Below are 23,055 nucleotides of genomic sequence, written 5' to 3'. Positions count from 1 at the left end.
GAGTTTTTCCTTTTCAGACTAACAAATATTTACGCTTAATTTTTGCTACTCCACAGGTTTTGGTATTGATCCAATACAAAAGCCAATTACAGAATCAACAATCGAAGAAAAAAAATGTATCTATAAAGAAATAATATTGAAAAAATTCTTAGAAGATGAGCAAGCTAATTTTACAACAGAATTAGATTCTTTTACAGTTGATTGTAAAAAAACAGTTAAAGAATTGAAAGAAGTTATTGCGAATTATATTGCACAAATAAGATACACAAGACTTAACAGACATATATTAGAAATAAATTTTGGTTTACGGGACAAAAATTTAATTGATTATGGTGATATTAACCTAAATCGAAAGAAAGAAATTAAATCTAAAACCGACGCAGTTAATAATTATTATGGAAAGAGCTATCTAGTCAACAGCCCTATAGCAAAGTTTACTAAGAGTGAAATGTGCCTAACAGACATTGAATTTATTGAATCTGCCCTTGAAAATATTGATTCGAATGAACCTCTACAATCTGAAACGATAGATGTACAGGGAAACTTAGCTCTTATCAAAGCAACCTTCAACAAGTATGACAACATATTTTCAAATAATGGTTTCGAATTGTTTAAATACATTTTAGAAACCTGTATAAGAAAAGATAGAGGGCGTAAAGACGATGTAAGCTATTATTACAGAAGAATGCATCAAGACAAATTTATCCATCAGTCCCCAGAACCTTTTAAAACTTGGTTTGAGGAAAACTATGAGGAATTAGGAAAAATAAAAACCTTAATAGTGTTAAGTAATCAAAATCGGAAAAACCTTTATGCAGCTGCTTTAGAGTGGTATAAGTCAAAAGAATAATCTTCGTACCGTAAAAAGTACAATTTCGTACTTCCCACAGTATGAACGTATTTCAACATTTGCACCATAATAATTATAAAAAATTTTATTTATGGAAGCAATACAGCTTTATCAAATTTCGCCTGAAGAATTACAAAATTTAATTGAAGAAGGTATACAGAAACAATTCAAAATTCTTTCTAAAAACTTTACTCCAAAAGAGCCAGCTACTTATCTCACAAGAAGTAATGTTGCTGAAATGTTTGGCGTACACATTACCACTATCGCACTGTGGCAAAACAATGGTACATTAAATCCGCTGGGATTATCTGGAAGAGTTTATTTCCTCCGTTCCGAAATCGAAGCAAGCCTTAAACCTCTAAATATTTAAGCCTATGTCAGATTTTAACAAAATATCAAGCATTGATGTAATGAAAGCTTGGGAAGAAGAATTTGTGGCAAGTATTAAAAAAAAGTCAAGTATTACAAAAATGAAATTCACTATTGATGATGCAATTTGCAAAATACAATTTCACTCAAAAAGGGATACATATTTTATTGTAGTTTACGAATTCTTTAGAAAACACCCTCCCGAAAATAATCATTTGATACTGTTCCTAATCGCTTATTCTGAAAATGGAAAAAAATTGGATGAAAAGTATTTTAACTACGACCCTGGATTGTTACATAAGTATATGCTAAAAGCGGATGAGAAAAGGAAAAATAACGAAACATATAATCCGTTCAACATAAAGGCATATAAAAATTATGTTATTTATATGGTTCTAAAATTACAAGGTCTTTACGAAACAGAAGATGATGTACTGTTTAATGTAACAGCATATGATAGCAGGGAATATAACCCTTTGGTCAAAATACCATCCATTTTAAGAGGATTCTTGCCATTTAAAATTAAAGAAAATGATATTAAACGAGCTTATCCAACTTTTATCGATAAAGAATTAGGAACAAACTTCCGACACACAGTTTATGACATTTTGAGCAAGAAATTATTTGCTAAATATTTGAATGCACATTCCAGCGAGGAATATGGGGATTACTATACGACAGCGATTAACGAATTAGAAAAAGTTTATGGTACTAAGGCTTACAATGTATTAACTCCCGAGCGTTTCTCCGAAAAAGGACGTGCTTATAGAGACTTTAGTAAGTATGAGAAATGTTATATCGAAAAATTTATTGCTCAAAATAATCTAAAAAATTATGTCCGTTTACATGATGCGGTTTTTGTCTTGGAATCTCAGATTATAAACGTAACTCTGTTTGATATTGTTGAGTTTGGAATAAAAGAGATTTGCAGACCAGATAAAAATCCCAACGTAAAAGGGCTGTTTTATTTTAGAGATGAAAAGGGTAAATTCAAAACAACACCTGCTCTTTGTCGTGATTTTCTTGTTGATTCTGGCGTTAAAAGAATAACATCATTAAATGACAAAATACTACTGACAAGAAATAAAGGCAACGTTATAGAGTTTCTTAATACTAAAACAGATTTATTATCAATATTTAAGGAAGGAATTATTGAAAGTAAGATTAATTTTTCAGCAGTTGAAGATCTTATCGCTGGTCAGTACAAAAAAATTATATCTGAATCATTACCTCTTCTCGATTCTCAAAAATTAATCTTTTACAGAGATACTCAATTCACATTCGCTTTGTCATTCGAGAATGGTTTAATTATGATGGATAAACAAGGAAACATTAAAAATCAAAAATATGATTCTGTATCAGGCTTTTTTCACAAACACAAAATTCAAGAGCATGACTTTAGTTATACCGAGGAAATCGGAGATTATGAAAAATTCATAAATAATATTGGCGGAGAAAATTCTGAGATACTAAAAATACTTATTGGTTATATGGCTCATAATTATAAAGACCCCTCTAATTCTCCAGCAATTATATTGAGTGATGATGGAGCAGATGGGACAAGACGAAATGGAGGTCGTGGTAAATCACTAATTTTTCTAGGACTAAAACAATTACTCCCAACAATGTTAAAAGGTGGGAAAGAATTTAATCCTGATTATGATTTTGTTTTTGGAGATTTAGATGATGGAATACGTTTATATTGTATTGACGATGTTGTAGCAGGATTCAAGTATGATAGTTTGTACACAAATATTTTAGGCGGAATTAACCGCCAAAGAAAAGGAACTAAAGCTGAAATGCTGGAATTTGAAAATTCACCAAAATTTTTAATAACTACCAATTGGTTAGTTCCTTATTCAGTTGATGAAAACTCCACAAATAGGCGATTTATTGAGTTTAAGATAAATAATCATTACAATAGTAATAATACTCCAGTAGATGAATTTGGCAAGCGCTTCTTTGTGGATTGGAATTCAAATGAATGGAATATGTTTTACTCGTTTATTTTCAAGTGCGTAAAATTATATTTTGAAAAAGGATTAACAAAACCTAATTATGACAAAGACATAGACAATTATAATGTCAAATTTAGTAACGAAATTGTATTAAACGAATTTGTGCGTATTTTAAACATTCTATTGCAAAAACAGCAACCCTTTAATGTGACTGATTTTTATGAAATTTACCAAGAATACGAAAACCCCTTAAAAAATGACAAACTTTTCAATCACAAAAACATTCGAGATTATATTGAAGTGTGGTTTAGTTATTCCATTAAAAAAAATGATAGCTTAAAAAATTGGGACTACTCAAAATCACAAAAAAAATGGGTCTATAAAAATATCTTCCAACAGCTTGGAGTGCTTGATATTGATTTTAAAACTATAGAACATAGTAATACTCTAGAATCGCTATTAAAAAAAACTGATTAACAGTTTAAATACGGTTAAAAATCTACTGTTCTTCAAAGTTGTTACAGTTGTTACGGTAAATTTAATAATTTAAGATTTAAAAAATAAAAAATAAAAATTAAAAACATTAACAGGTATTATATCGAAAAAATCATTTAAACCGTTTAACCGTAATAAAACTCTGTGATATTAATGATTAAGAACTGAAACAGGTCTATGAATTAAATTGCGATCAACTTAACATTCTAAAAAGTTATGGATAATTAAACACTCATGAAAGCGAATTACTTAAAAAAAAAGCCTACTGCAACATTGCGCAGTAGGCTTTTCTCGTATTATTATAAATTTCAAAGGATATATACCTTAATATTTTAGAGTTTTAAAAAATAATTTTTTTAAAAAAAAAGAGATAATTCAATGGTGCAAAAAAAACAGATAACATTATGACATTAGAAAATTGTTTAACAATAAGCATTACAGATTTAACAAGAAAAGGAGATTTTAAAACCTCTGAAACAGCTACAACAATAAATTTGATAAAAAACAACGAAGCTTCATTGAAATTAAACATAACGTTTATTGCAAATGAAAATGAAAAATTTGTAACTTTTGCATATCCAAAGGGAACAGACAATACAATAACACATAAAATAAGCATAGAATCAGTTCCCTCAAACATTGGTAATGGTTTTGTGAAATATTTTGTTTGTCCAATTACAGGAAAGTTTTGCAGGAAACTTTATTATCACAAAATGCGGTTCGTGCATCGTGAAACAACTGGGCTATTATACGAACAACAAACAAAAAAACAACCAATTTCATTTGCAGGATATTTAACAACTGCAGAGCGAAATGAACCAAATACTAAGAATTTTAGAAAGTACTACAAAGGAAATATGACTAAACGTTATTCCCGAATCCTATTGTCATCATCACACTCAGAAATTATTGATGCTTATAAAAAAATGCTTGCTGAAAAAAGTTGACAACTTGATGAGAAGACAAATGCTACACCAAATATTAAAACCGTTTGAGGTATATTTAATGTTATGTAAATATTTCTTATTGAATAACATAAAGCAAAAAAAATACTTCTCTTGAATTAAGACTAATACTTGTAGGTTTATGTTCTCCTGCCACTCATGAATAGTGGCGTTTGTAAGATGCGCTGAATACTTCTTTTCTTAAAATAGTTAAGGGTGTTAAACATTGTCACGTGACTCTTGCAATTATATCCATTCTTTATATAAGTTGAATATTCATACATCAAAGACTTCAAGATGTATGCAGTCCAATCCTCGGATTGATTGTCTATCCAATGAATTCGCCATTTACTTTGATAATCAGTTTCTCCTAAAGCGTTCTGAAAAGTTTCTGGTGTCTTTTTTACCAGATAAATACTCAAATGCGTACCATCCATGTCAACTAAATCTGGGAACAATTTATGTTTTCGTCCTGACACAAAAAAATCCATTAGTTCTGCCACCGTTTTTTCATGGCTTTCATATTCTTTTCCATTCTTTTGAAGAAATAGACCGATATATTTTTGATAATGACTGAAAGCTTTTTCTCTGGCAACAATTGGATTTACATCTTCAAAAGTTTCATCAATTTTAATAGGGTTAGTTTCTTCTCCTTTTGTTCGATACATAGTACCTTCCACTTTGTAATATATTTCGTTATTCATTCTTGTATGTGTTAGTAGAATTTTAAAAAAAAATAAGTATTCAATAGTCTATTCAATTTTCCAGTTTACTTCTCCTAAATCCAAAACGCCATTCATATCGATTTCGAGCCAATCTTCTATTGGCGTGCAACATAATTTAATACTGCATCCAGAAAGACTATCCGATTCCCCATTTATTTCAGCTCCTCTTTTTTTGTGCGCCTCCATTTTTTCGTATTGCTCATCTGTCAGTTCTATTGTTATCTTTTTCATGTAATGATGTTTTAAATTAAGTTATGGTTTCATTTATTTTTTATCAAAATTATGTCGTAATACAGCCAAAACGTGTCGGAGAAAAAGATATTTTCATTCTTTTATTTTTTCAATTAATCATTCAATTTTGCAATGCAATCAATGTAGAGAATTAGACAAATTACTATTTGCGCTAAAATTAAACTCTGATAAGTGATCTCTTTTAATTTTTTTGCTTTTTTTGAAGAGTACAAATCATGAATATAATAATATTGTACTTTTTTTTTCTAAAGTTATAGGTCTAAGGAATGTTTTTTTGAATTCCTCTAATTTATAAAAAAAATACCCCATACATTACATATGGGGATAAGAGTATTACCATTTTAATGCATAATACGAATAATCGGTATAAGCGTGTTCAACTTGCATTTGTTTATTGATGTCATTGGTATCAATCAATCCTCTCATGGTTTTGTTTCTACCTAAATTTCTATCTAATTCAGTATTTATACCATTACGTTGTTTTTCCAATTTAAAAATTAATTGTTTGTATGTAACTTTTTCCTGTGCTGTAAATTTATCTTTGTCGTAACCTCTCTCGATTACAACACCAAATGAATTAACTCTTTTATACATGTGTTTGGCATGAATCGCTTCTAATTTATCAACAGTAGATAAAGCACCATTTAACTTTACACGGTAGTTATCAAGTAATATTTTTTTCTGAGCAACAATTTGTGGATTTATGTATTCAGTAGTTAATGTAGTACCATTACTTTTACCCCAATTTTGGTAGTACATAACATCCTCATGTATAACACATATTTTGCTGTCTTTTTTCGATTTAATCAAATATTGTTTATTATATGGATTATAAGCCAAGACATCAAAGACTTCTGTTGGTAATATTTCACTTAATTTTACCGAACCAATTTTACTTGTCGTAGTGGAATCAGAAAAAATATCCATAGCTATTCTTGGTGAATCAATATTTCCCCCCACAAAATAACCAACTATAGTTTTATGGAAAGTGAATGAATAGGGATTTTCCTTAGAATAACCATAAGACCATTCTTGTTTCTTTTTTTCTTCTAACTCTTTTTCTTTGGCTAATTTATTTTGATAATTAACATATTCTGCATTTTTTATAGAATCCTTAACAAAAAATTTTCTTTCTTCTTTTTTCTTAGCTAGTGCGTTGTTGATTGAATCAACTACAAATCTTTCTCTTTCGATTTTCTTTTGTTTTTTTGAACTCCCACCAAATAATGATGATAATCCTGCGCCAATTAAATCTTGTCCTATTGTTTGTGCTTGTGTTTGTTGTTCAAAAATCATAGTTATTGCAAATAAAAACAATGTTTTTTTCATGGTGTAAATTTTTTAATTGTTATTTTGAGTTACTTACTTAACGGTTAAGAAAATGGCTAGTAATACCATTTAAGCCTAAACATTAAGCAAATGTCAAAGGAAGGACAGACAAACTGTGTCGGTGTTATTTTTAATAAAAAAAACCGATACTGAGGAGTATCGGTAAAATTGTTATTTGACTAAAATTAAATTTTAAATAATTGATTTATGAAGATTATACATCCGCATCATTTGAATTATTCTATGTTTCATCTCTTCTCTTAATTTTAAAGGCTCTATTACTTTTACGTCCTCCCCATATTTCAGCAATTCCATACCAAAATCATAGGAAGGATGCATAAATAATTCAATTGTCAGGAAAGCTTTAAAGTCAGAAATTATTTTTTGAGAGGAGTGCAATGGAAACGATTTGATGTAATTACCTTGTCGCCATGTAAATTCTAATATAATTTTCTGCGCTTGGGAACTGGTTTCCACACCAAAAGCATATTGGTAGTGTTTTTCTACATCAAAAACGATGGGCTTAAATTTGATGTCCGAAATTTTTAAATCGGTAATTCGGTCGAAACCGAACTTTTTGATTTCGGAATCTTTGTTGTCTTGTGCGATGAGGTACCAACGGTGTTGTGACTCTTTTATAGCAATTGGCTTAACCGTACGTTGGGTTATTTCCATTTCCCAAAATTTGGTATGCGTAAATGATATTTGCCAGTTGTTTTGAATTGCATATAAAATACCATTTATAAGATGGGTTCCTGATGCTTTACGTTTTTCCAAAAAGATACTTGGAGAGATTTGGTTTCCTTCTTTCAATGCCTGATGTATAGAAAATGCTTCTATCATTCTTGAGACGGAAGGATCTTCAACTTCTTCATCAATATAATAAACCTTCTCCTTGCGGTTGTATTGCACCAATATTCCGAACAAGTCGAAAATATCTTTTTTGTCTCTGTCGAATGTACGGGAAGAGTATTCGAAATTACTGCCCAAATCATCATTTTCAAGTTTTGTCATCACATATTTGTGCAAATCCTGAAAGTTGCTCGGTACTGATTTCAATCTATCAACAATGTATAAATAACGTTTGTAAAACCCGACTTTTGCCATAAGTGAAATTGTATTTTTGCTAAGGTAATAAAATAGACCGACAAATCGTGTCGGTTTGATCTTTAAAAATGATTATCATAATTCTTAAATGGATTATTTACTTAATACTATCGGTATTTCGATCAATTAAGCTTGTTAGGTTAAATCAGAAAGAAATTTGTTATTATAGGGAAAGGTATATGAAAATTTTTAGAGTTTTCTTATCTATCTTAAAAAAAACTCTCGAAGTCAGGTGATTTCGTGAGTGCATGTATCTTACTTAAATCTTATTTCCACCTCTCTATCATTTACTATAGCATCAATGGATTGGTTTAATATTTCTTTTAATTGCTTTGCTGTCTTGTCTAACTCGTAAATTCCTGCATGCATATTGTACTCAGTATCTTTGTCTAAAAAGTTGTCTAAAGTAAAATTTTCTGTTTTGTACTCAATTTTCACATTGTGATAAAGTTTAGTTATTTCGTTTTGTATAGATATGTCAAATATTGGGAATGGTATAATTTCCCAATATTTCTGTCCTAAACTCCCGCCATTTCCACCAACTGCATAAAGGTCTATCAGTCCTTTGCTCCGAAAATAATCCAAACAACATTTTACGTAAATTGCTTTTTTTACATTTTGTTCTTTTTGTTGAATTGTAATTCCGTGAATGTTAGTAATTGCACGGCTTTGTTCTTCAATTATCACAATAGACCTTCCTTTTTCAAAACCTTCGGCTCCAAAAATTAAATCTCCTTTTTGTAAAGTTTTTAAATTATTCTGATTCCCTAAATATTCAATTTTATCAACAGTTCCGTATTTTGAAAGGAATTTTGGCAACATTAAAGTATAAAAGTTTGGATGTTTTTTTTTTGAATAGACGCTTTCTCCGATGTTTGAAACTTGTAAATTTTGACCTCGAGAAAGAGTGAAACCTAAATCCGAAATGGTTTGAGAACCTCTTTCGTAGTTTTGAATTTCAAATACTACATTTTTGAAATGCTTTCTATAAAGATTAGTATCTAACCTACCGACTTCTTGCAATTCATTTATTCTTGGAAATTCAAAGCTAAACTTGTATGGTTTTTGATTTTCCACCAACTCAGTTTCAATAGCTTTTAAAATGGCTTCGTGGCGTTCTTTAATTAGTTTTTCTTTGTTGATTATGGCTTGGGTTAAAACTTCGACAAAGTTGATTACACTTTCCGTATCTTTATTAGGCATTGGAATTTTACAGTCCAAAAACATTGTTTTGGCGTGGCGAATTGTAGCTCCTTTTGGAACCATAAAATCCAATTGTTCTCTAAAAATAGCATGTTTTATAAATGCCAATAAATAGTATTTTTTTTCTGTTATTGGTAATCTGTAAATTGCACCTGACAGCATAAAATTTGGATAATCTTTATCTAAAATTACTATTTCACCAATATTGCTGTCCTTCGATATCAGAATATCACCCTCTCTTAAATTCATCTCTACAAATGAATTTGGCATTATAGACAATGCTGTTTCACTTGTTATTTCTGGTAAAAAGGAATGAGATTGCAAAGCTCTAGTTCTTACAAAATAATGTGTAGATTGTCCAATGTAATTTAATGAACCAACTTCTGCTCCTAAATCATTTCTTTGTAGATTTCTTTCCAAAAAGTCTTTCACATAAAGAAAATTTTCGTTTGGCATTATCAAGTCCATATATTGCGAGGAAGACAAAGTATAGTCTTTCTCAACAATAGTGTTGAAAGAGATTGAATTAGGTGTGTTTATATACTTGTTGCTCATGATTACTTAACTTTTATAAAAATATCCTGTAAAGATTTTTCTTGTTTCAAACACCATTTCTTAAATTCAGAAATAGTATTTGTGAACTCTTCATCTAGTAAAGCTCTTCCGTCTTTGTCAATTTCTATTTCAAAGTTTTCGTAATTGATCTTATAGTTTGGCGAAAAAAACTTTACTCGTTTACTTGTCTTTACTTCATAACCGACTTTTTCAATACCTTTAAAATACACTTCGTAATTCTGTGCTTTTAATTTAGTTAATTCTTTTTCGTTGGGTTTATAGGCTACAATAATTGAAGTATTTACCCCTGTTTCAGCAAATACATTAGCTGGTAAATCAAAAATGGCAACGATTCGCATTTTATCCATTAACCATTTCCTTGCTATTTTGTGGCTATCAATACTGGCAATGGAATTAGAGATTACTATTCCCATTCTGCCATTTTCCTTTAAAATACGATATGCATTTTCAAGAAATATTATCCCTTTATCTAATTTGTTAATTTGTTTTTCTGCCTTTTTCTTTTTTCCTTTTAAAGGTTGTTCTCCTTTACTTCCGTACAAATGCCAAAGTTCATAACATTGTATCATTTCAAGTTCTCTATCATCTAAAGGCACGAATGCTCTATCTTCCCCAAATGGTGGATTAGTTAAAACCACATCGAATTTTTTTAATTGATTTTCATCAGGTCGATTATCCCATTGACCATTTTTATTCATGTTAGGTACAAGTTCAATAACATCTCCCTTATGGTCAAATTTCGAAAGAATAGAGCCTTGACCAGCTATGGCTTTAATTTTGGCATTTCCATCACCATTCAATAACATATTTAAGGTAGCAAGCATTACCATTTGGTCTGAAATGTCCATCCCGAAAATATTATTATCGTCTAGCTTACTTTTTGAATTGACATAAGAAACGGAAAGAAAATCAGCAATACCAACTGTCGGATCAATCACTGTTTCTCCATTTCTTGGATTTACAATACTAACTAAAAACTCTATTAATGGTAATGGTGTTACAAATTGAGCATTTTCTTCTTTTGAAAATTTTGGAGCGAATTTGTAAAATACTAATTGGTATAAATCTGTTTTATGGGACTTTACAAATGAGTAATCTTGAAATTGTAATACAATTTCAATCAAAACTTTTATATGATTTTCATCTTTTGGGTTTAACGTGTTATCTTTAAGGATTCTATGATAAGTCCCAGAAGCTTCTAAGCGTAAATGATTAATCCTAGTGAGAAATTCTTGGAGATTTAAATCTGCAAGAGTTTTGAAATTTCTTTCATCTTCGGTAATATAATAGTCTAAAAAATGAATGTGATTTTTTTCATTCCTTTTCTCATCAAAAATCTTTAATGCTAATATTTGAATTAAAAGTTCAAATCCCCTTTCATTTACTAAACCAACTTTTTCCATAGTTCGTAAAATACTACTCATTGCATCATTAATTTGCGTTGAATGTACTCCAGAAATAATATCTAACTCTTTAATTCCTCGTTTGGAACGATCAATTTTTGTGGTTTCTGTCCATTCTAAAATATCTACAAAACTTGGGATATTTAAGTATGGGTCTGGAAGGTGCAAAGCCAATTCTTTGGTCTTGCTGTCTTCGCCTTTAGTATTAAATTCTTCGCTATATCTTAAAAACTTATTATTGTGTTTACGGAATAAATAAAGTCTTTCTGTGTCGTATAAAACTGCTAAGCAAAACGGTCTTCTGCTTTCGTTTAAATAAGCTTTTAGTTGTTTATCCCAAACATCCACAACATTTTTGTTGTCTTCTTTTTTGAATTCTAATGTAACTATTAAATGTTCACGTAACCATTCTAAGCTTTCATTATTTCCGTTTTCGTGGTAGTCTTTGTATTTGTCAAACCAAGTAATGTCGTCAAAAATTGCTCCGTCAAGTTTTAAAGGTGCAGAAGATTTATTTCCTTTTGGAAAGTGTACTTCTGTTCCAACAAAATCTTTTGTGAAGAGTCCAGATTGTATAATTGAGTACAAAAACTGCCATTTATAATACTGCTCGTTTTTAGTTCCGTTCTTCTTTTTAAAATTAGTTTTTTTATTAAAAGTTAGGTGTTCTTGAATGAAACAATCAAACTCTGTTACGTTTTCGTATTTAATATCAAATTCCTGTTTAGCCTCTGTAAATGTCATTGCTTATTTTATATAGTTTTCAACCCAGCTTATCCCTGAGCGTTGCTTGATTTGTCGAACTCTTTTTTACCTCTTCTAATAATTATTCCCTATAGAAACTTATAGATTCACGAGGTTGCTTGTTCTTTAAATTGAACGACAACTTTTTCTATCTATATTTTCCTACCCTTCCCTTTGTCTCTGTTAGAAGCAGATGCGATTATTAAAATTTTATTATAACTATCCCATTTTTTTTTAGGGCTTTAAATTGCCTCCGAGCTGAACCGAGCTTTTTATGCACACTTCAGATACTCATGAGTGCTTAGAACAATATGGTCAACGACAAATATACACTCAAAATGCACGTATATGTGTATATTTAGTAAAATTTATTTCTCGCTTAAGTACACAAATTTGAGCCATGCAACACAGAGGAGAAATAATAAAAAAAGCTATTTATATTAGTGGTTATCCTATCACGGAATTAGCGAAACGTTTGGATAAAAGCAGAAGGTGGATGTATCTGATGTTTGAAAATAATAATGTTTCTCTGGATATAATACTACAAATAGGGAAGATCATCCATTATGATTTCACAGAAGAGATTAAAGAATTTAATCCTTATCAAAATGCTAGTAATGAACCCGTAGATGATTATAAAAAAGAAGAATCACAAGCGGAATACTGGAAGAACAAGTATTTGAAGCTCTTAGAAGAATACAACGAACTTCTAAAAAAAGGGAAGAGTAACGATTAGTTGTTAATCTATAGATTTACAACACAAACGAGATTTACTGAAATTATATTTTGAAGCCTCTGTTTATATAGATGCTCATCCAATTTTTAATTGAGTCTCAAAAAGCCAAAAGGGTACATAAATTTTATCTGACAATGTATTAATATGCTTTCATAAAGAACGAGTTTGATGTCGAGCTTAATTCAGGGAGAATGTTTCGTTAGTGGGATATTACTGAAGGGTCATAGTTAATTTATTGTATGGCTAAAAAAACAGCTCTTTCCTCAATATAAAAACATTTATGTTTATAAAACTTCATTGAGTGGTCAATCAATTTGACTTTACTTCAATTAGAGTTGTTTCCTTCTTTAAAATCAGTTTAAAACTGATTCAGTATTATTTCCAATTATAAGGTTTCTATGGTTTGAAATATAAAATTCCAGTTTTAAGGGTTTAATTATTTTGTGAGAAATGCACAAGTAATAAATTATTGATTTTATTAAATAAATTCTTTAAAATAAGTGTAATTTGGTATTTCAAATTAAAACATTGTAAGAGTGAAAAATTTTAAAATTAATTTATAATTTATGTCTGATTTAGCTTCAGGTTCAGCTTCGGGATACATTTATCAATTTGAAAAAGCATTACTTACACTTTCTAGATTACAAAATAGCAAAGATTTTGTCTCTATTGAAAGCGTAGATGATGTTGCAGCTCATGATGAGAAAGGGTCTGTATTAATGACTTTTCAAGCTAAGCACAGTATATTAAGCACAGGTACTACTTTTGAAAATACAAGTAAGGCTTTATGGAGAACTTTAGAAATTTGGATACAAAAAATCGAGAATAAAACATTCAATGATAAAACTGTTTTTGTTTGTTCTACAAACAAAAAGTTATCAGATGATTCTTTATTGGTAAAAATAAAAAAAGAAAAATTTAGCGATGTACTTACATTGATTAATAATCTCTTAACTACTCAAAAAACAAAATTGTCAACTGCTAAAAAAGGTACTCACATTAAAAAAAGCATTGATTATATTGAGTTTGTTTTATCAAATCAATCTTCATTTGAGATAATAAAAAATAATATAATAATTGAAGATGAAGAAAATGCCAAAGAAAAGTTTTTTTCTGAATTACATATAAGTGGTGATAATTACACAGATATAATCAGAAATGCAATTTATGAAGAATTTTATGGATGGATAAGTTTGCGAGCAAAATCCAAATGGTTAAATTCAGATATTGCAAACTTTAGCAAAAATGACTTCGATGGTAAATATTATCAAATCACAACTAATTCATCTATCATGAATGCCGTATTTAGAACCAAAAAATCACTAAGTGCAATTGATGATCAGTTAATTAGTAACGTTAGACAAGAAATGTTTGTTACACAATTAGAGGATATTAAAAGAAATAAAGACGCAAAGGAAAGAATAATACTTAAAGCAATTCATGATTTTATTTATTCAGATGTCGAGATAAAGCATATAATTATAAAAGGGGATTATACAGAATACGATTTTGAGGTGTTTGTTGAGCAATGTAAAATTCATTGGCAAGAATTATACGATTCAAAAGTTTTAAAAGAGTTAGATGAATATAGCGAAGATGATAAAATTTCAATTTCAATTGAAATTTATGACACAATAATGAAAAGTATTGAGTTAAAATTTAAAGAGGGATTTGGTTTTACTACCGAAAGCGAATATGTTAAAAACGGTTGTTTTTTGCATTTATCAAATAAACCTGAAATAGGATGGAGACCTGATTGGGACATAAAATATAAAAGTAAATGAGAACCGAAAATCTTTTCGATTTAATTCAAAATTCTGCTATTAGTGCTCTCGCATTACATAGCTTTACGCTTGGTTATAATAAGGTTTCTAAAGGTAGGAATGAGGTAATTCAGTTTCCGCGAATTGAATATGCTTTTTTTGTTTTGCCGATCGTGTACAATAATAATGCTATGGAAATTTTTAAAAGTTCAGACCAGCTCTACACTGCTATTTCGAAAGATCATAGTATAACTTTAGGACTGCAAGAGCGAGCTCAGAAAATGGCTGAACAAACATTTAATGGGTTGAATGTTGCCTTTAGTAAAAGAATCTTATCATATAACAAGGATAATAAAACAATTGAGATTATGTCAGGATTTAAAACTGAAAGGATTAAGTTTCATAACGAAAATTTAAGTTCAGAAAACAGTATAAAAAAGATTCAATTAACAGCATATAAGTTAGGGGCTATATTTGCCAAAAAAAACAAAAAAAATATTCAAATTGAACTAAATATTAATTTCTGATGAAACTTAAAATAGGAACGGTTATGCTTTATGCAAAAGATAAAAATTATAAACCAAGATTTATAGTTTTTGATGAAGATAAAGTAAATGTCATAACTGGATATAGTCAAAGAGGTAAATCTGCAATAATATCGATTATTGACTACTGCCTAGGTAGTAAAGATTGTAATATTCCTATTGATTTAATAAGAAACAAAGTTGATAAATTTGCGATTTTCATTAATCTTAATGGTGAAAAAATATTTATTGCTAGGGATTGTCCAACATCAGATATTTGTACATCTGAAAATATGTATTATTATAATGTAAGCGTAAAAGGCGAAAATAAATCATTACGGACTAATGAATGGATTAAAGATAAAGATGATTATAAAATAAACAGGGAAACATTAAAGAACCATTTAACAGTAGCGTCAGGTTTTAAAAACATTAGTGATAATGATGATTTTCAAAATAATCCACTAGATTCACCAGCAAGTTTTAGAGACACCACAGCCTTTCAATTTCAGCCACAAGGTATTATCGCGAACTCCACCACTATTTTTTATAATACAGATACATTTGTTCATTTAAAAAGACTTCAAAATTTATTTCCTTTAGTTTTAGGTTACAAATCTTATGACATGTTGGTTTTAGAAAAGGATATAGATGTTCTTGAAAAAGAATATCGAGAAAATGAAAAGAGGATTGAAGATTTAAAAAAAGCTTATGAAAATTGGCAAAAAGATGTTTATGAATACTATACGAAAGCAATTACTTTAGGTTTAACAAATGCAGATATTAATATAGAAACATCTAATGTTGAGCAAATTAAAGGCGAACTGAGAAACGTTGTAAAAAATGTAAAAAACAATAATTTCCTAAAAGAAAATTCGTCATTAAGATATTCAGAAAAATTAGAAGAATTTGATAAGAATAGGATTAGGCTTAGTAGAGAATTAGACGCATTGAAAGTAGATTTATCAAAAATAGAACAATTTGATAGATCAAAAAATGAATATTTGTCCGATGTTGTTTTAGAACTAGATAAGAGACTAAAGCCAATTGATTGGTTTTTAAATCAAAAAGGAACAGATATTTGTCCTTTTTGTGATTCAAAATCTGAAAAAGCTATAGACGAATTGTTATCCTTGAAAGAAAGTGAAATGAATAATATTTCAATTATAGGAGAGTCAAAAAAAATGTCGTTCAGTTTTGAAAAAGAAAAATTCTCCCTAAAGAATGACGTTAGGAATAAGGAAAAAATGTTGCTAACTATTAATTCTAACATAAAAATATTGCTTGATGAAAATAAAGAATACTATAAGAAATATCAAGATGTTTTTGAATTTACAGGAAAAATAGAGCATGTTTTAAAGACTTTGGACTCTTTAGCTCCAACAGGAGAGTTGGTTACGGAGCTTATTAGACAAAAAAAGATTTTGAATGAGAAACGTGAAGAACTATTCAAGCTCACTAAAACATTTGATAAGAATTCATGTTTAAAAAAAGTAAGTGATACAATAGATAATTACATCAAAAAATTACCCATCGAATCAAAAGATAATAGAAAAGTTTGGCTTGATCCAGACAAAAGTGTTGGGATTTGGGTTGAGGACACAAACACAGGAAGTCGTAATTATTTGTCTAAAATTGGAAGTGGTGCAAATCATATGTGCTATCATTTGGCTACAATGCTTGGTTTACATGAGTATTTTTTAAAACTACCTGAGGAAGGTAAAATCAATTATATCCCATCTTTTTTGGTTTTAGACCAGCCTAGTCAAGTTTACTTTCCAGAGGAATATCCAAAATCTAATGATAATGTAGAAGAGAAGAAAAAAGAAAAAATATCACAAGATATAGAAAACACAAAATTAATTTTTAGTGCGTGTTCTGACTTTATGGTCAGGACAAATTTTCAAACTCAAATAATCATTTTAGAACATGCTCCTGAATCAACATGGAAAGGGGATGAGAATATTAAATTAGTAGGGGAATGGAGAGGAGATAATGTTGATGATCCTAAATTTGATGCTCTTATTAGGAAAGATTGGTTTGAGAATGATTAATTCCTAGTGCGATTAAATTTTTTCAATATAATATTTCTTTATAAATTTTTTTAAAGAAAAAAGATTAAACATTCGTTTGTAGTCCTAATTTAAGTACTTTTTCTTGTAAATTACATTTGACATAACTTTAATAATAAAATACGACGTTAATTTCTAAAAGATGATTTTTAAAATATTAGATAGATGGGGAGAATATAAGGCTGAAAGTAAAAATATAGTGTTCTTGACTTGGGATAACTGGAATGATTTTAGTTACTATACCTCATTTGGAATATTTTATATAGATAATAATTCAGAAAAGCAGATTCTTGGAAATATTATGATAGGATTTAAAGGTCAAGAAGAATCAGCTCGTGTTTTCAAAATAGGACATTCTTTCGAGTATATTGGTGATGATTATTTTTCATTAGGTCAAAGTGAAGAATATTATGAGAATTTAAAAAAATTAGACCCTGAAATTAGAGATAAAATCCTTATACTTTTAAATGATCTTGCAAAAAACATCGACCTGCTTGAAGCCGTTATACACGAACCCGTTGTCAAAAGTTCCTTCTTAAGATCCTTGAGCAAATCAACTATTACGGGTCAATTTCATAGGCTTGCTTTGGGAGGGGCTAAATTAACACCATTTAGTTTTAGCTTCAGTCAAGTAAATATTGACCACAAACAAAATCTAAATCTATCATTTGATGTAGAACCTGAATCACTTCCGCCAACTAATATACATGTACTTATAGGTAGGAATGGGGTTGGTAAAACTTATATAATTAATAATATGATAAATTCCCTCCTTTCAGATTCAAAATCAAAAGAGGTCGGTTTTAAATTTAAAAATGATGACGAACATGACGATGACAACTCAAGTTTTGCTAACCTCATATGTATATCTTTTAGTGCATTTGATGAATTAAATATGAGAACCGAAGATATTTCTAATATTAATGGTTTACAGTACTCATATATTGGCTTAAGATATAATGACGGTCAAGAAATGAAAGATCCTTCAAAACTTCCATACGAATTTTATGAAAGTCTTTTAATATGTAAATCAAGAGGTCTTAAAAAAAGATGGGAGGATGCTGTTTCAACATTACAATCCGACCCTAATTTCCGTGAGGCAGGAGTAGTTGAACTTATAAGCTTGAGTGATTCGAGATTGTCTCGCGTTGAAATAATAAAAACATTTAGAAGGCTTAGTTCTGGACATAAAATAATTTTACTAACCATAACCAAATTAATTGAAAAATTACAGGAAAGAAGTTTGGTAATTATGGATGAGCCTGAAGCCCATTTACACCCCCCTTTGTTATCAGCGTTTATCCGTACTGTTTCTGATTTATTAACCACTACTAATGGTGTTGCAATGGTAGCAACACACTCACCAGTAATTTTGCAAGAAGTACCTAAAAGTTGTGCTTGGAAATTACGTAGAAGCGGATCTCTTTCACTAGCGGAAAGATTTAATATTGAGTCTTTCGGCGAAAACATAGGGATTCTCACAAATGAAATATTTGGATTAGAAGTTACAAAATCTGGATTTTATAAATTATTATCAGATCTTGCAGAAAGTAAAAATTATAACTTTAATGCCGTATTGAAAGAATTTAATGATCAACTTGGAATGGAGGCACGCTCGGTACTAATGGCTATCATAGCAAGTAAAAATAAATAACGATGCGTAACTTAGTAAAACCAACTTTATCATCTGTAAAAGTTTATAATGATTGTTTGACCGTGATTAGAAGTCATGAATTAAGAGCGAGATTAAATGCTTGTACAACTCTAATTCAACAAGCTGAAGAAGAATTTGAAAATAAGATCACCAAGGGATTAATCCATACCATACGTCGAGAAACATTAGTGAATAGCAACGTTAGCGTTTCAGATTTAAAAAAAGTTTATACAGGTCAAATGGTAGGTAATGCTGTTGGTCGTGTTCATTATGATGAATTAATTCTCTCCGCACCACAAGGACTATGTCCCCTTTGCGCACATCGAGACGTTACGACAATAGATCATTATCTTCCGAAATCAGAGTATCCAAGACTGTCTATTGTGCCTATTAATCTAATTCCTGCCTGTAAAGATTGTAACACTGGAAAGACATCATCATACCCAACCACTCCTGAAACAGAGACTTTACATCCATATTACGATAATATTGAAAATGTTCAGTGGCTAAAAGTTAATATAAATAAAACAAATCCAATATCGATAGTTTTTTATGTTGAGAGGCAACCAACTTGGACAGATTTATTATTTGAACGTGTTAAATATCATTTTGAATCATATAATCTTAATGATCTTTATAGCGTACAATCGGGGCGTGAATTATCTGGAATCAAAAATATGTTAATTAAAAATTATGATAGCGGTGCAGGAGCTACAGGCGTAAAAAAAGTATTGAGTGATTATGCCAATTCTAGATTTGAAAATAACAAAAATTCATGGCAAACAGCTTTGTATTTAGGTCTTTCAAATGATGACTGGTTTTGTGATAATGGTTTTCGGCAAATTTGAGTGATTCTCGAAAAACTATACAATATCATTTATCCCATAGAATTATATTTGTCTTTTTTATTGCTAAATTTGAAGAATAGAATTACTCTTACAGATATGACTTACAACTTCTCGATCCACGTAAAGCACTAAACAAAACTTTTCTAAAAATCAAACCAATTGTTTTCATATTGAGAGTTTTGAAACGAACTTGATAAAGTTCTTGATACGATTAACGAAAAAGAAAGTAAAGATTTTCGTAAGGATTTAGCGATTGATTTTCTAAATAAGCCCCTGATACCGAATATATCAGCTTTAGAAAAAGAAATTGACGTTATGGTTTAAGCGAAGAGGAAAAAGTAATTGTAGAATAGTTAAATCTTATTTGATATCTTTTATTAAAAAGCTCCTATACCGTTTAAAAAGCTCTTGTTTATTTAACCTGTAATGTCAAGCCTAAAGCATTAATGATTTGAACAAAATTAGATATTTGTAAATCCGTTTTACCTTGTTCAATTTTGGCAATATAGGCACGTTCTTTGCCTATTTGGTCGGCTAATTGTTGTTGTGTCAAATGTTGCTCTTTACGTTTTTCTTTTATCAATTCGCCATAATAAAAAGATAAAGCATTTTTAGAAAACTCCTCTCTTTCGGGCGTACCTTGTTTACCATATTTATCATCTAAATAGCCATTGATTGTTGGTAACTCTCTTTTTATTTTTTCTAAATTTAGTATTGGTCTTGCCATTTTTCTAAAATTTTGATTGCTGTTTTTATTTGTTTGTCGTAGTCCTTTGTAGATTTTTTCATAAATCCATTGAGGAACAGGATATTTTTACTTTGGGTTATATTGTCGTGATCTATTGTAAAAACAATAATTCTATATTCGTTATTAACCTGAATACGCACCTCATAAAAATCAGAATTGATTAACTTCTTTGCTATTTTAGAATTGATAACGGGTTGGGTTATTATAATCTCTAATAGGTAATCTATTTTATCAATCACATTAGTTTCTGAATTGTTCAAAAATTCTAAAAACTCATCTGTTCTGAATATTGTCCTCATTGTTATTGTTTTACAAATGTAATTAATTCGTTACTATTTTGAGTGCTATTTATGATTTTTTTAATTAGCATTTTTGACAACTCTCATTTCAGGTTCTTTGTCTTTGTTGAGGTCTTCATAAAAGTGCTTGAATAAATCAGCGTTAGCGTCTTTGTCTTCCCTTTTATTGATGTAACTCAAAAATAAAGACTCTTTACTGTGTCCAGTTATGTTTATTAAAATTGGTGTTGGTATTTTTTTATAATAATTAGTAGCAAAGGAACGTCTGAAACAATGTGAGGCTATTAGTTCATACTTTGGATAAAATCCTAATTCTTTGCGGTTGGTTTCGATATTTAATTTCGTTCCCTTAACAACCTCAACAATTTCCGCCAGTTTACAAACCACTTTGATAATATTGTTTAGTTTTTGGTGTTGTATTTTTTTAGGAAAGCGATTCAAAACCATATCAGCAACATAAGGCGAAACGATTACTACCGTTACGCTTTTATTTGTTTTCTGTTGTAGAATATCAATGTAAATACTTTTGCCATTATATCGAATGTCTTCGGGTTCAATGTTTAGTAAATCTCCACCACGTTGTCCAATTTCACAACCTAATAAAATCCAGTTTCGGGCATTGTTTAATGTTTCAGTTGTGATTGCTAAACGGTTTGTTAATTCGGGGTTTTCTTTTTTGAATTTGTTCAATTGTTCTTGATTGGAAAAATCAGCGTTTTTGATTTGTTCCAGTTCATCAAATGATAATGTTTGAATGTAACGGTCATTATCGGCTTCCCTAAAGTTTTGAATTGTTTTTGAAAAAGGAGTTGTTTCTATTTCATTTTCTCCAGCATCTTTACAAACTGTTTTCAAGGCTTCCAGTAATCGCCCTGAATAGTTAGTAGAATACATTTTAGTATTTACAAGCCAATTGGTGAATTTATCTATAAAAGGTTTTGTGATTTCAGCAAAACGAATTTGTTTCTTTATATGGGTTTCATATTCCAATACTCTATTTTTGAATATCTTATAGTTTTTAATAGTAGTTGGTTTTAATCCAATTGTTACATTTCCGTTGGATACTACTTTACGAGTGTTTGCATTGTCAATGATATACTGGATGTGGTTAACTAACAAACCTGCATCTGTTTGAACTACTCTATTGAAACAACCGTTAATGTTTTTTTCTAGCCAAAAGGAATCTATTAGAATGCTGTTTGATAAATCTTTGTTGAGGTTGTTTAAAACAAATGTTTCTAACTTTTTGAGATTGTTAGATAAAATTTTGTTTTCAGCATTGTTTTGCTTTGGCAGGTTGGTTGCTTCGCTCCAGTCTTTTGGGTTTATTGTAAATCCAGTGCTTAATTCTAAAAATTTATTGCCTCTACCTGTTGAGAGGTATATTTTAATAGAAACGTTTTTATTAGCCTTGCTTCTTAATCTAAACTTTACCGATGCCATTGTTGTTTTGTTTTGAGCTTTTGAATGAAACAAATATATGAAAATGTTTGGCAAGTTTTAAAAGTTGCCAAACCATTGCCAAACATTTATGCTGTTTCATTCTACTTCATTCTATTTTATACTATTGTAAAATTTTAAATTATAAGTCTGTAAGTGTTGAATTTGCTAAGATTTCGGATTGAATCTGTAGGTTTTGCAGGGTTTGTTAAAAATATCAAATAGAGTAGGTAGGCGTGTAGGTTCGAGTCCTATTATCCGCACAAAAAAAGCTTCTCATTTGAGAAGCTTTTTTTATGTCTACTATTTAAAATTGTTTTATTTTTCTGCAATCCAAGCGTCAATCTTTTTTTCTAGTAAGGCCAATGGCATTACTCCAGATTCCAACACTTTTTCGTGAAATTTCTTAATATCAAATTTGGTGCCCATTTTGTCTTGTGCTCTTTTGCGCAACTCCATTATTTTCAATTGACCAATTTTATACGATAAAGCTTGTCCGGGAATCGCCATGTAACGTTCGATTTCTGTAGTAATTCCAGCTTCACTTTCGGCCTCATTTTCCATTGAAAATTGAATGGCTTGTTCTCTGGTCCATCCTTTACTATGTATTCCTGTGTCAACAACTAAGCGTACTGCTCTATGCATTTCATTTCCTAACATACCAAAATATTGATAAGGATCTTTATACAAGCCTAATTCTTTACCCAAGCTTTCTGTATATAAAGCCCAGCCTTCGCCGTAAGCGCCAAACCAATTGTATTTTCTAAAATCAGGTAATGCGTTGTTTTCTTGTTGTAAAGAGATTTGAAAATGATGCCCAGGGATTGCTTCGTGCAAAAACAAATCTTCGTCCCCATACATATTGTATTCTTTGATGTCTGGTATTGGTACATAAAACACTCCTGGGCGTGAACCGTCTGATGTTCCTTGACTGTATTCTGGGAGAATTCAATAACCTAACGCAACAAATGATAAATTTTATCTTTGTTGAATTATGAAAAAAACGTACAAGCGAA

Annotated in this window: 19 protein-coding genes and 1 pseudogene; 10 read left to right on the top strand and 10 right to left on the bottom strand. The window is 30.0% G+C overall.

Going from position 1 to position 23,055, the window contains the following annotated elements:
- Positions 1-136 precede the first annotated feature (136 nt).
- From AC4PRO_RS17340 to AC4PRO_RS17325, 4 genes are all read left to right on the top strand, one after another.
- Entirely contained in the window at positions 137-850 is a 714-nt protein-coding gene (locus tag AC4PRO_RS17340) for a hypothetical protein (RefSeq protein WP_492118277.1), read from the top strand.
- A 91-nt stretch (positions 851-941) separates the two neighbouring features.
- The gene (locus tag AC4PRO_RS17335) at positions 942-1,220 is read left to right on the top strand and encodes a helix-turn-helix domain-containing protein (protein WP_492118276.1); all 279 of its coding nucleotides are present in this window, start codon (positions 942-944) and stop codon (positions 1,218-1,220) included.
- Between the two features lie 4 nt (positions 1,221-1,224).
- On the top strand, positions 1,225-3,654 hold the full coding sequence (locus tag AC4PRO_RS17330; RefSeq protein WP_492118275.1) for a hypothetical protein: 2,430 nt from the start codon (positions 1,225-1,227) through the stop codon (positions 3,652-3,654).
- Between the two features lie 422 nt (positions 3,655-4,076).
- Positions 4,077-4,619 (top strand): hypothetical protein, encoded by a 543-nt coding sequence (locus AC4PRO_RS17325; RefSeq protein ID WP_492118274.1) that lies wholly within the window; start codon positions 4,077-4,079, stop codon positions 4,617-4,619.
- Positions 4,620-4,756: 137 nt separating this feature from the next.
- Here the strand turns inward: AC4PRO_RS17325 and AC4PRO_RS17320 are convergent, their stop codons facing one another.
- The 6 genes from AC4PRO_RS17320 to AC4PRO_RS17295 all read right to left on the bottom strand — a co-directional run bounded on the left by AC4PRO_RS17320 (position 4,757) and on the right by AC4PRO_RS17295 (position 11,955).
- On the bottom strand, positions 4,757-5,320 hold the full coding sequence (locus AC4PRO_RS17320; protein WP_492118273.1) for a hypothetical protein: 564 nt from the start codon (positions 5,318-5,320) through the stop codon (positions 4,757-4,759).
- A 48-nt stretch (positions 5,321-5,368) separates the two neighbouring features.
- Entirely contained in the window at positions 5,369-5,572 is a 204-nt protein-coding gene (locus tag AC4PRO_RS17315; protein ID WP_492118272.1) for a hypothetical protein, read from the bottom strand.
- A gap of 354 nt (positions 5,573-5,926) precedes the next feature.
- Positions 5,927-6,922, bottom strand: a complete 996-nt coding sequence (locus AC4PRO_RS17310) for a hypothetical protein (RefSeq protein WP_492118271.1) — start codon at positions 6,920-6,922, stop codon at positions 5,927-5,929.
- Positions 6,923-7,114: 192 nt separating this feature from the next.
- Positions 7,115-8,029, bottom strand: a complete 915-nt coding sequence (locus AC4PRO_RS17305) for a helix-turn-helix transcriptional regulator (RefSeq protein WP_492118270.1) — start codon at positions 8,027-8,029, stop codon at positions 7,115-7,117.
- A 255-nt stretch (positions 8,030-8,284) separates the two neighbouring features.
- Positions 8,285-9,787 carry a restriction endonuclease subunit S gene (locus AC4PRO_RS17300; RefSeq protein ID WP_492118269.1) on the bottom strand — a complete coding sequence of 501 codons (1,503 nt, stop codon included), beginning with the start codon at positions 9,785-9,787 and terminating at the stop codon, positions 8,285-8,287.
- A 2-nt stretch (positions 9,788-9,789) separates the two neighbouring features.
- Positions 9,790-11,955: an HsdM family class I SAM-dependent methyltransferase gene (locus AC4PRO_RS17295; RefSeq protein WP_492118268.1), complete on the bottom strand. Its 2,166-nt coding sequence runs from the start codon at positions 11,953-11,955 to the stop codon at positions 9,790-9,792.
- 400 nt (positions 11,956-12,355) lie between these two features.
- Between AC4PRO_RS17295 and AC4PRO_RS17290 the strand changes: the two genes are divergently transcribed.
- The 6 genes from AC4PRO_RS17290 to AC4PRO_RS17265 all read left to right on the top strand — a co-directional run bounded on the left by AC4PRO_RS17290 (position 12,356) and on the right by AC4PRO_RS17265 (position 19,552).
- Positions 12,356-12,691, top strand: coding sequence for a hypothetical protein (locus AC4PRO_RS17290; protein ID WP_492118267.1), 336 nt, complete (start codon positions 12,356-12,358; stop codon positions 12,689-12,691).
- A gap of 566 nt (positions 12,692-13,257) precedes the next feature.
- On the top strand, positions 13,258-14,475 hold the full coding sequence (locus tag AC4PRO_RS17285) for a hypothetical protein (RefSeq protein ID WP_492118266.1): 1,218 nt from the start codon (positions 13,258-13,260) through the stop codon (positions 14,473-14,475).
- Complete coding sequence (locus AC4PRO_RS17280) at positions 14,472-14,981, top strand: three component ABC system middle component (RefSeq protein WP_492118265.1); 510 nt, start codon at positions 14,472-14,474, stop codon at positions 14,979-14,981. The genes AC4PRO_RS17285 and AC4PRO_RS17280 overlap by 4 nt, the downstream gene beginning before the upstream one ends.
- The gene (locus tag AC4PRO_RS17275; protein WP_492118264.1) at positions 14,981-17,032 is read left to right on the top strand and encodes a DUF3732 domain-containing protein; all 2,052 of its coding nucleotides are present in this window, start codon (positions 14,981-14,983) and stop codon (positions 17,030-17,032) included. Before AC4PRO_RS17280 ends, AC4PRO_RS17275 begins: the two co-directional genes overlap by 1 nt.
- Before the next feature lie 160 nt (positions 17,033-17,192).
- Positions 17,193-18,704, top strand: coding sequence for an AAA family ATPase (locus AC4PRO_RS17270; RefSeq protein ID WP_492118263.1), 1,512 nt, complete (start codon positions 17,193-17,195; stop codon positions 18,702-18,704).
- Between the two features lie 2 nt (positions 18,705-18,706).
- Entirely contained in the window at positions 18,707-19,552 is an 846-nt protein-coding gene (locus AC4PRO_RS17265; protein ID WP_492118262.1) for an HNH endonuclease, read from the top strand.
- Between the two features lie 412 nt (positions 19,553-19,964).
- On the opposite strand, the gene AC4PRO_RS17260 is transcribed toward AC4PRO_RS17265, so the two are convergent.
- The 4 genes and pseudogenes from AC4PRO_RS17260 to AC4PRO_RS17245 form a co-directional block, all read right to left on the bottom strand.
- The gene (locus AC4PRO_RS17260; RefSeq protein ID WP_492118261.1) at positions 19,965-20,279 is read right to left on the bottom strand and encodes a helix-turn-helix domain-containing protein; all 315 of its coding nucleotides are present in this window, start codon (positions 20,277-20,279) and stop codon (positions 19,965-19,967) included.
- Positions 20,261-20,599 (bottom strand): type II toxin-antitoxin system RelE/ParE family toxin, encoded by a 339-nt coding sequence (locus AC4PRO_RS17255; protein ID WP_492118260.1) that lies wholly within the window; start codon positions 20,597-20,599, stop codon positions 20,261-20,263. Before AC4PRO_RS17255 ends, AC4PRO_RS17260 begins: the two co-directional genes overlap by 19 nt.
- 60 nt (positions 20,600-20,659) lie before the next feature.
- Positions 20,660-22,042, bottom strand: a complete 1,383-nt coding sequence (locus AC4PRO_RS17250) for a tyrosine-type recombinase/integrase (RefSeq protein WP_492118259.1) — start codon at positions 22,040-22,042, stop codon at positions 20,660-20,662.
- 315 nt (positions 22,043-22,357) lie between these two features.
- Positions 22,358-22,978: pseudogene (locus AC4PRO_RS17245) on the bottom strand (DUF885 domain-containing protein); the annotation flags it as partial.
- Positions 22,979-23,055: the final 77 nt, after the last annotated feature.

The sequence above is a fragment of the Flavobacterium sp. DW-iso2 genome, assembly GCF_058725285.1.
This window is presented reverse-complemented; position numbering and strand designations above follow the sequence as displayed.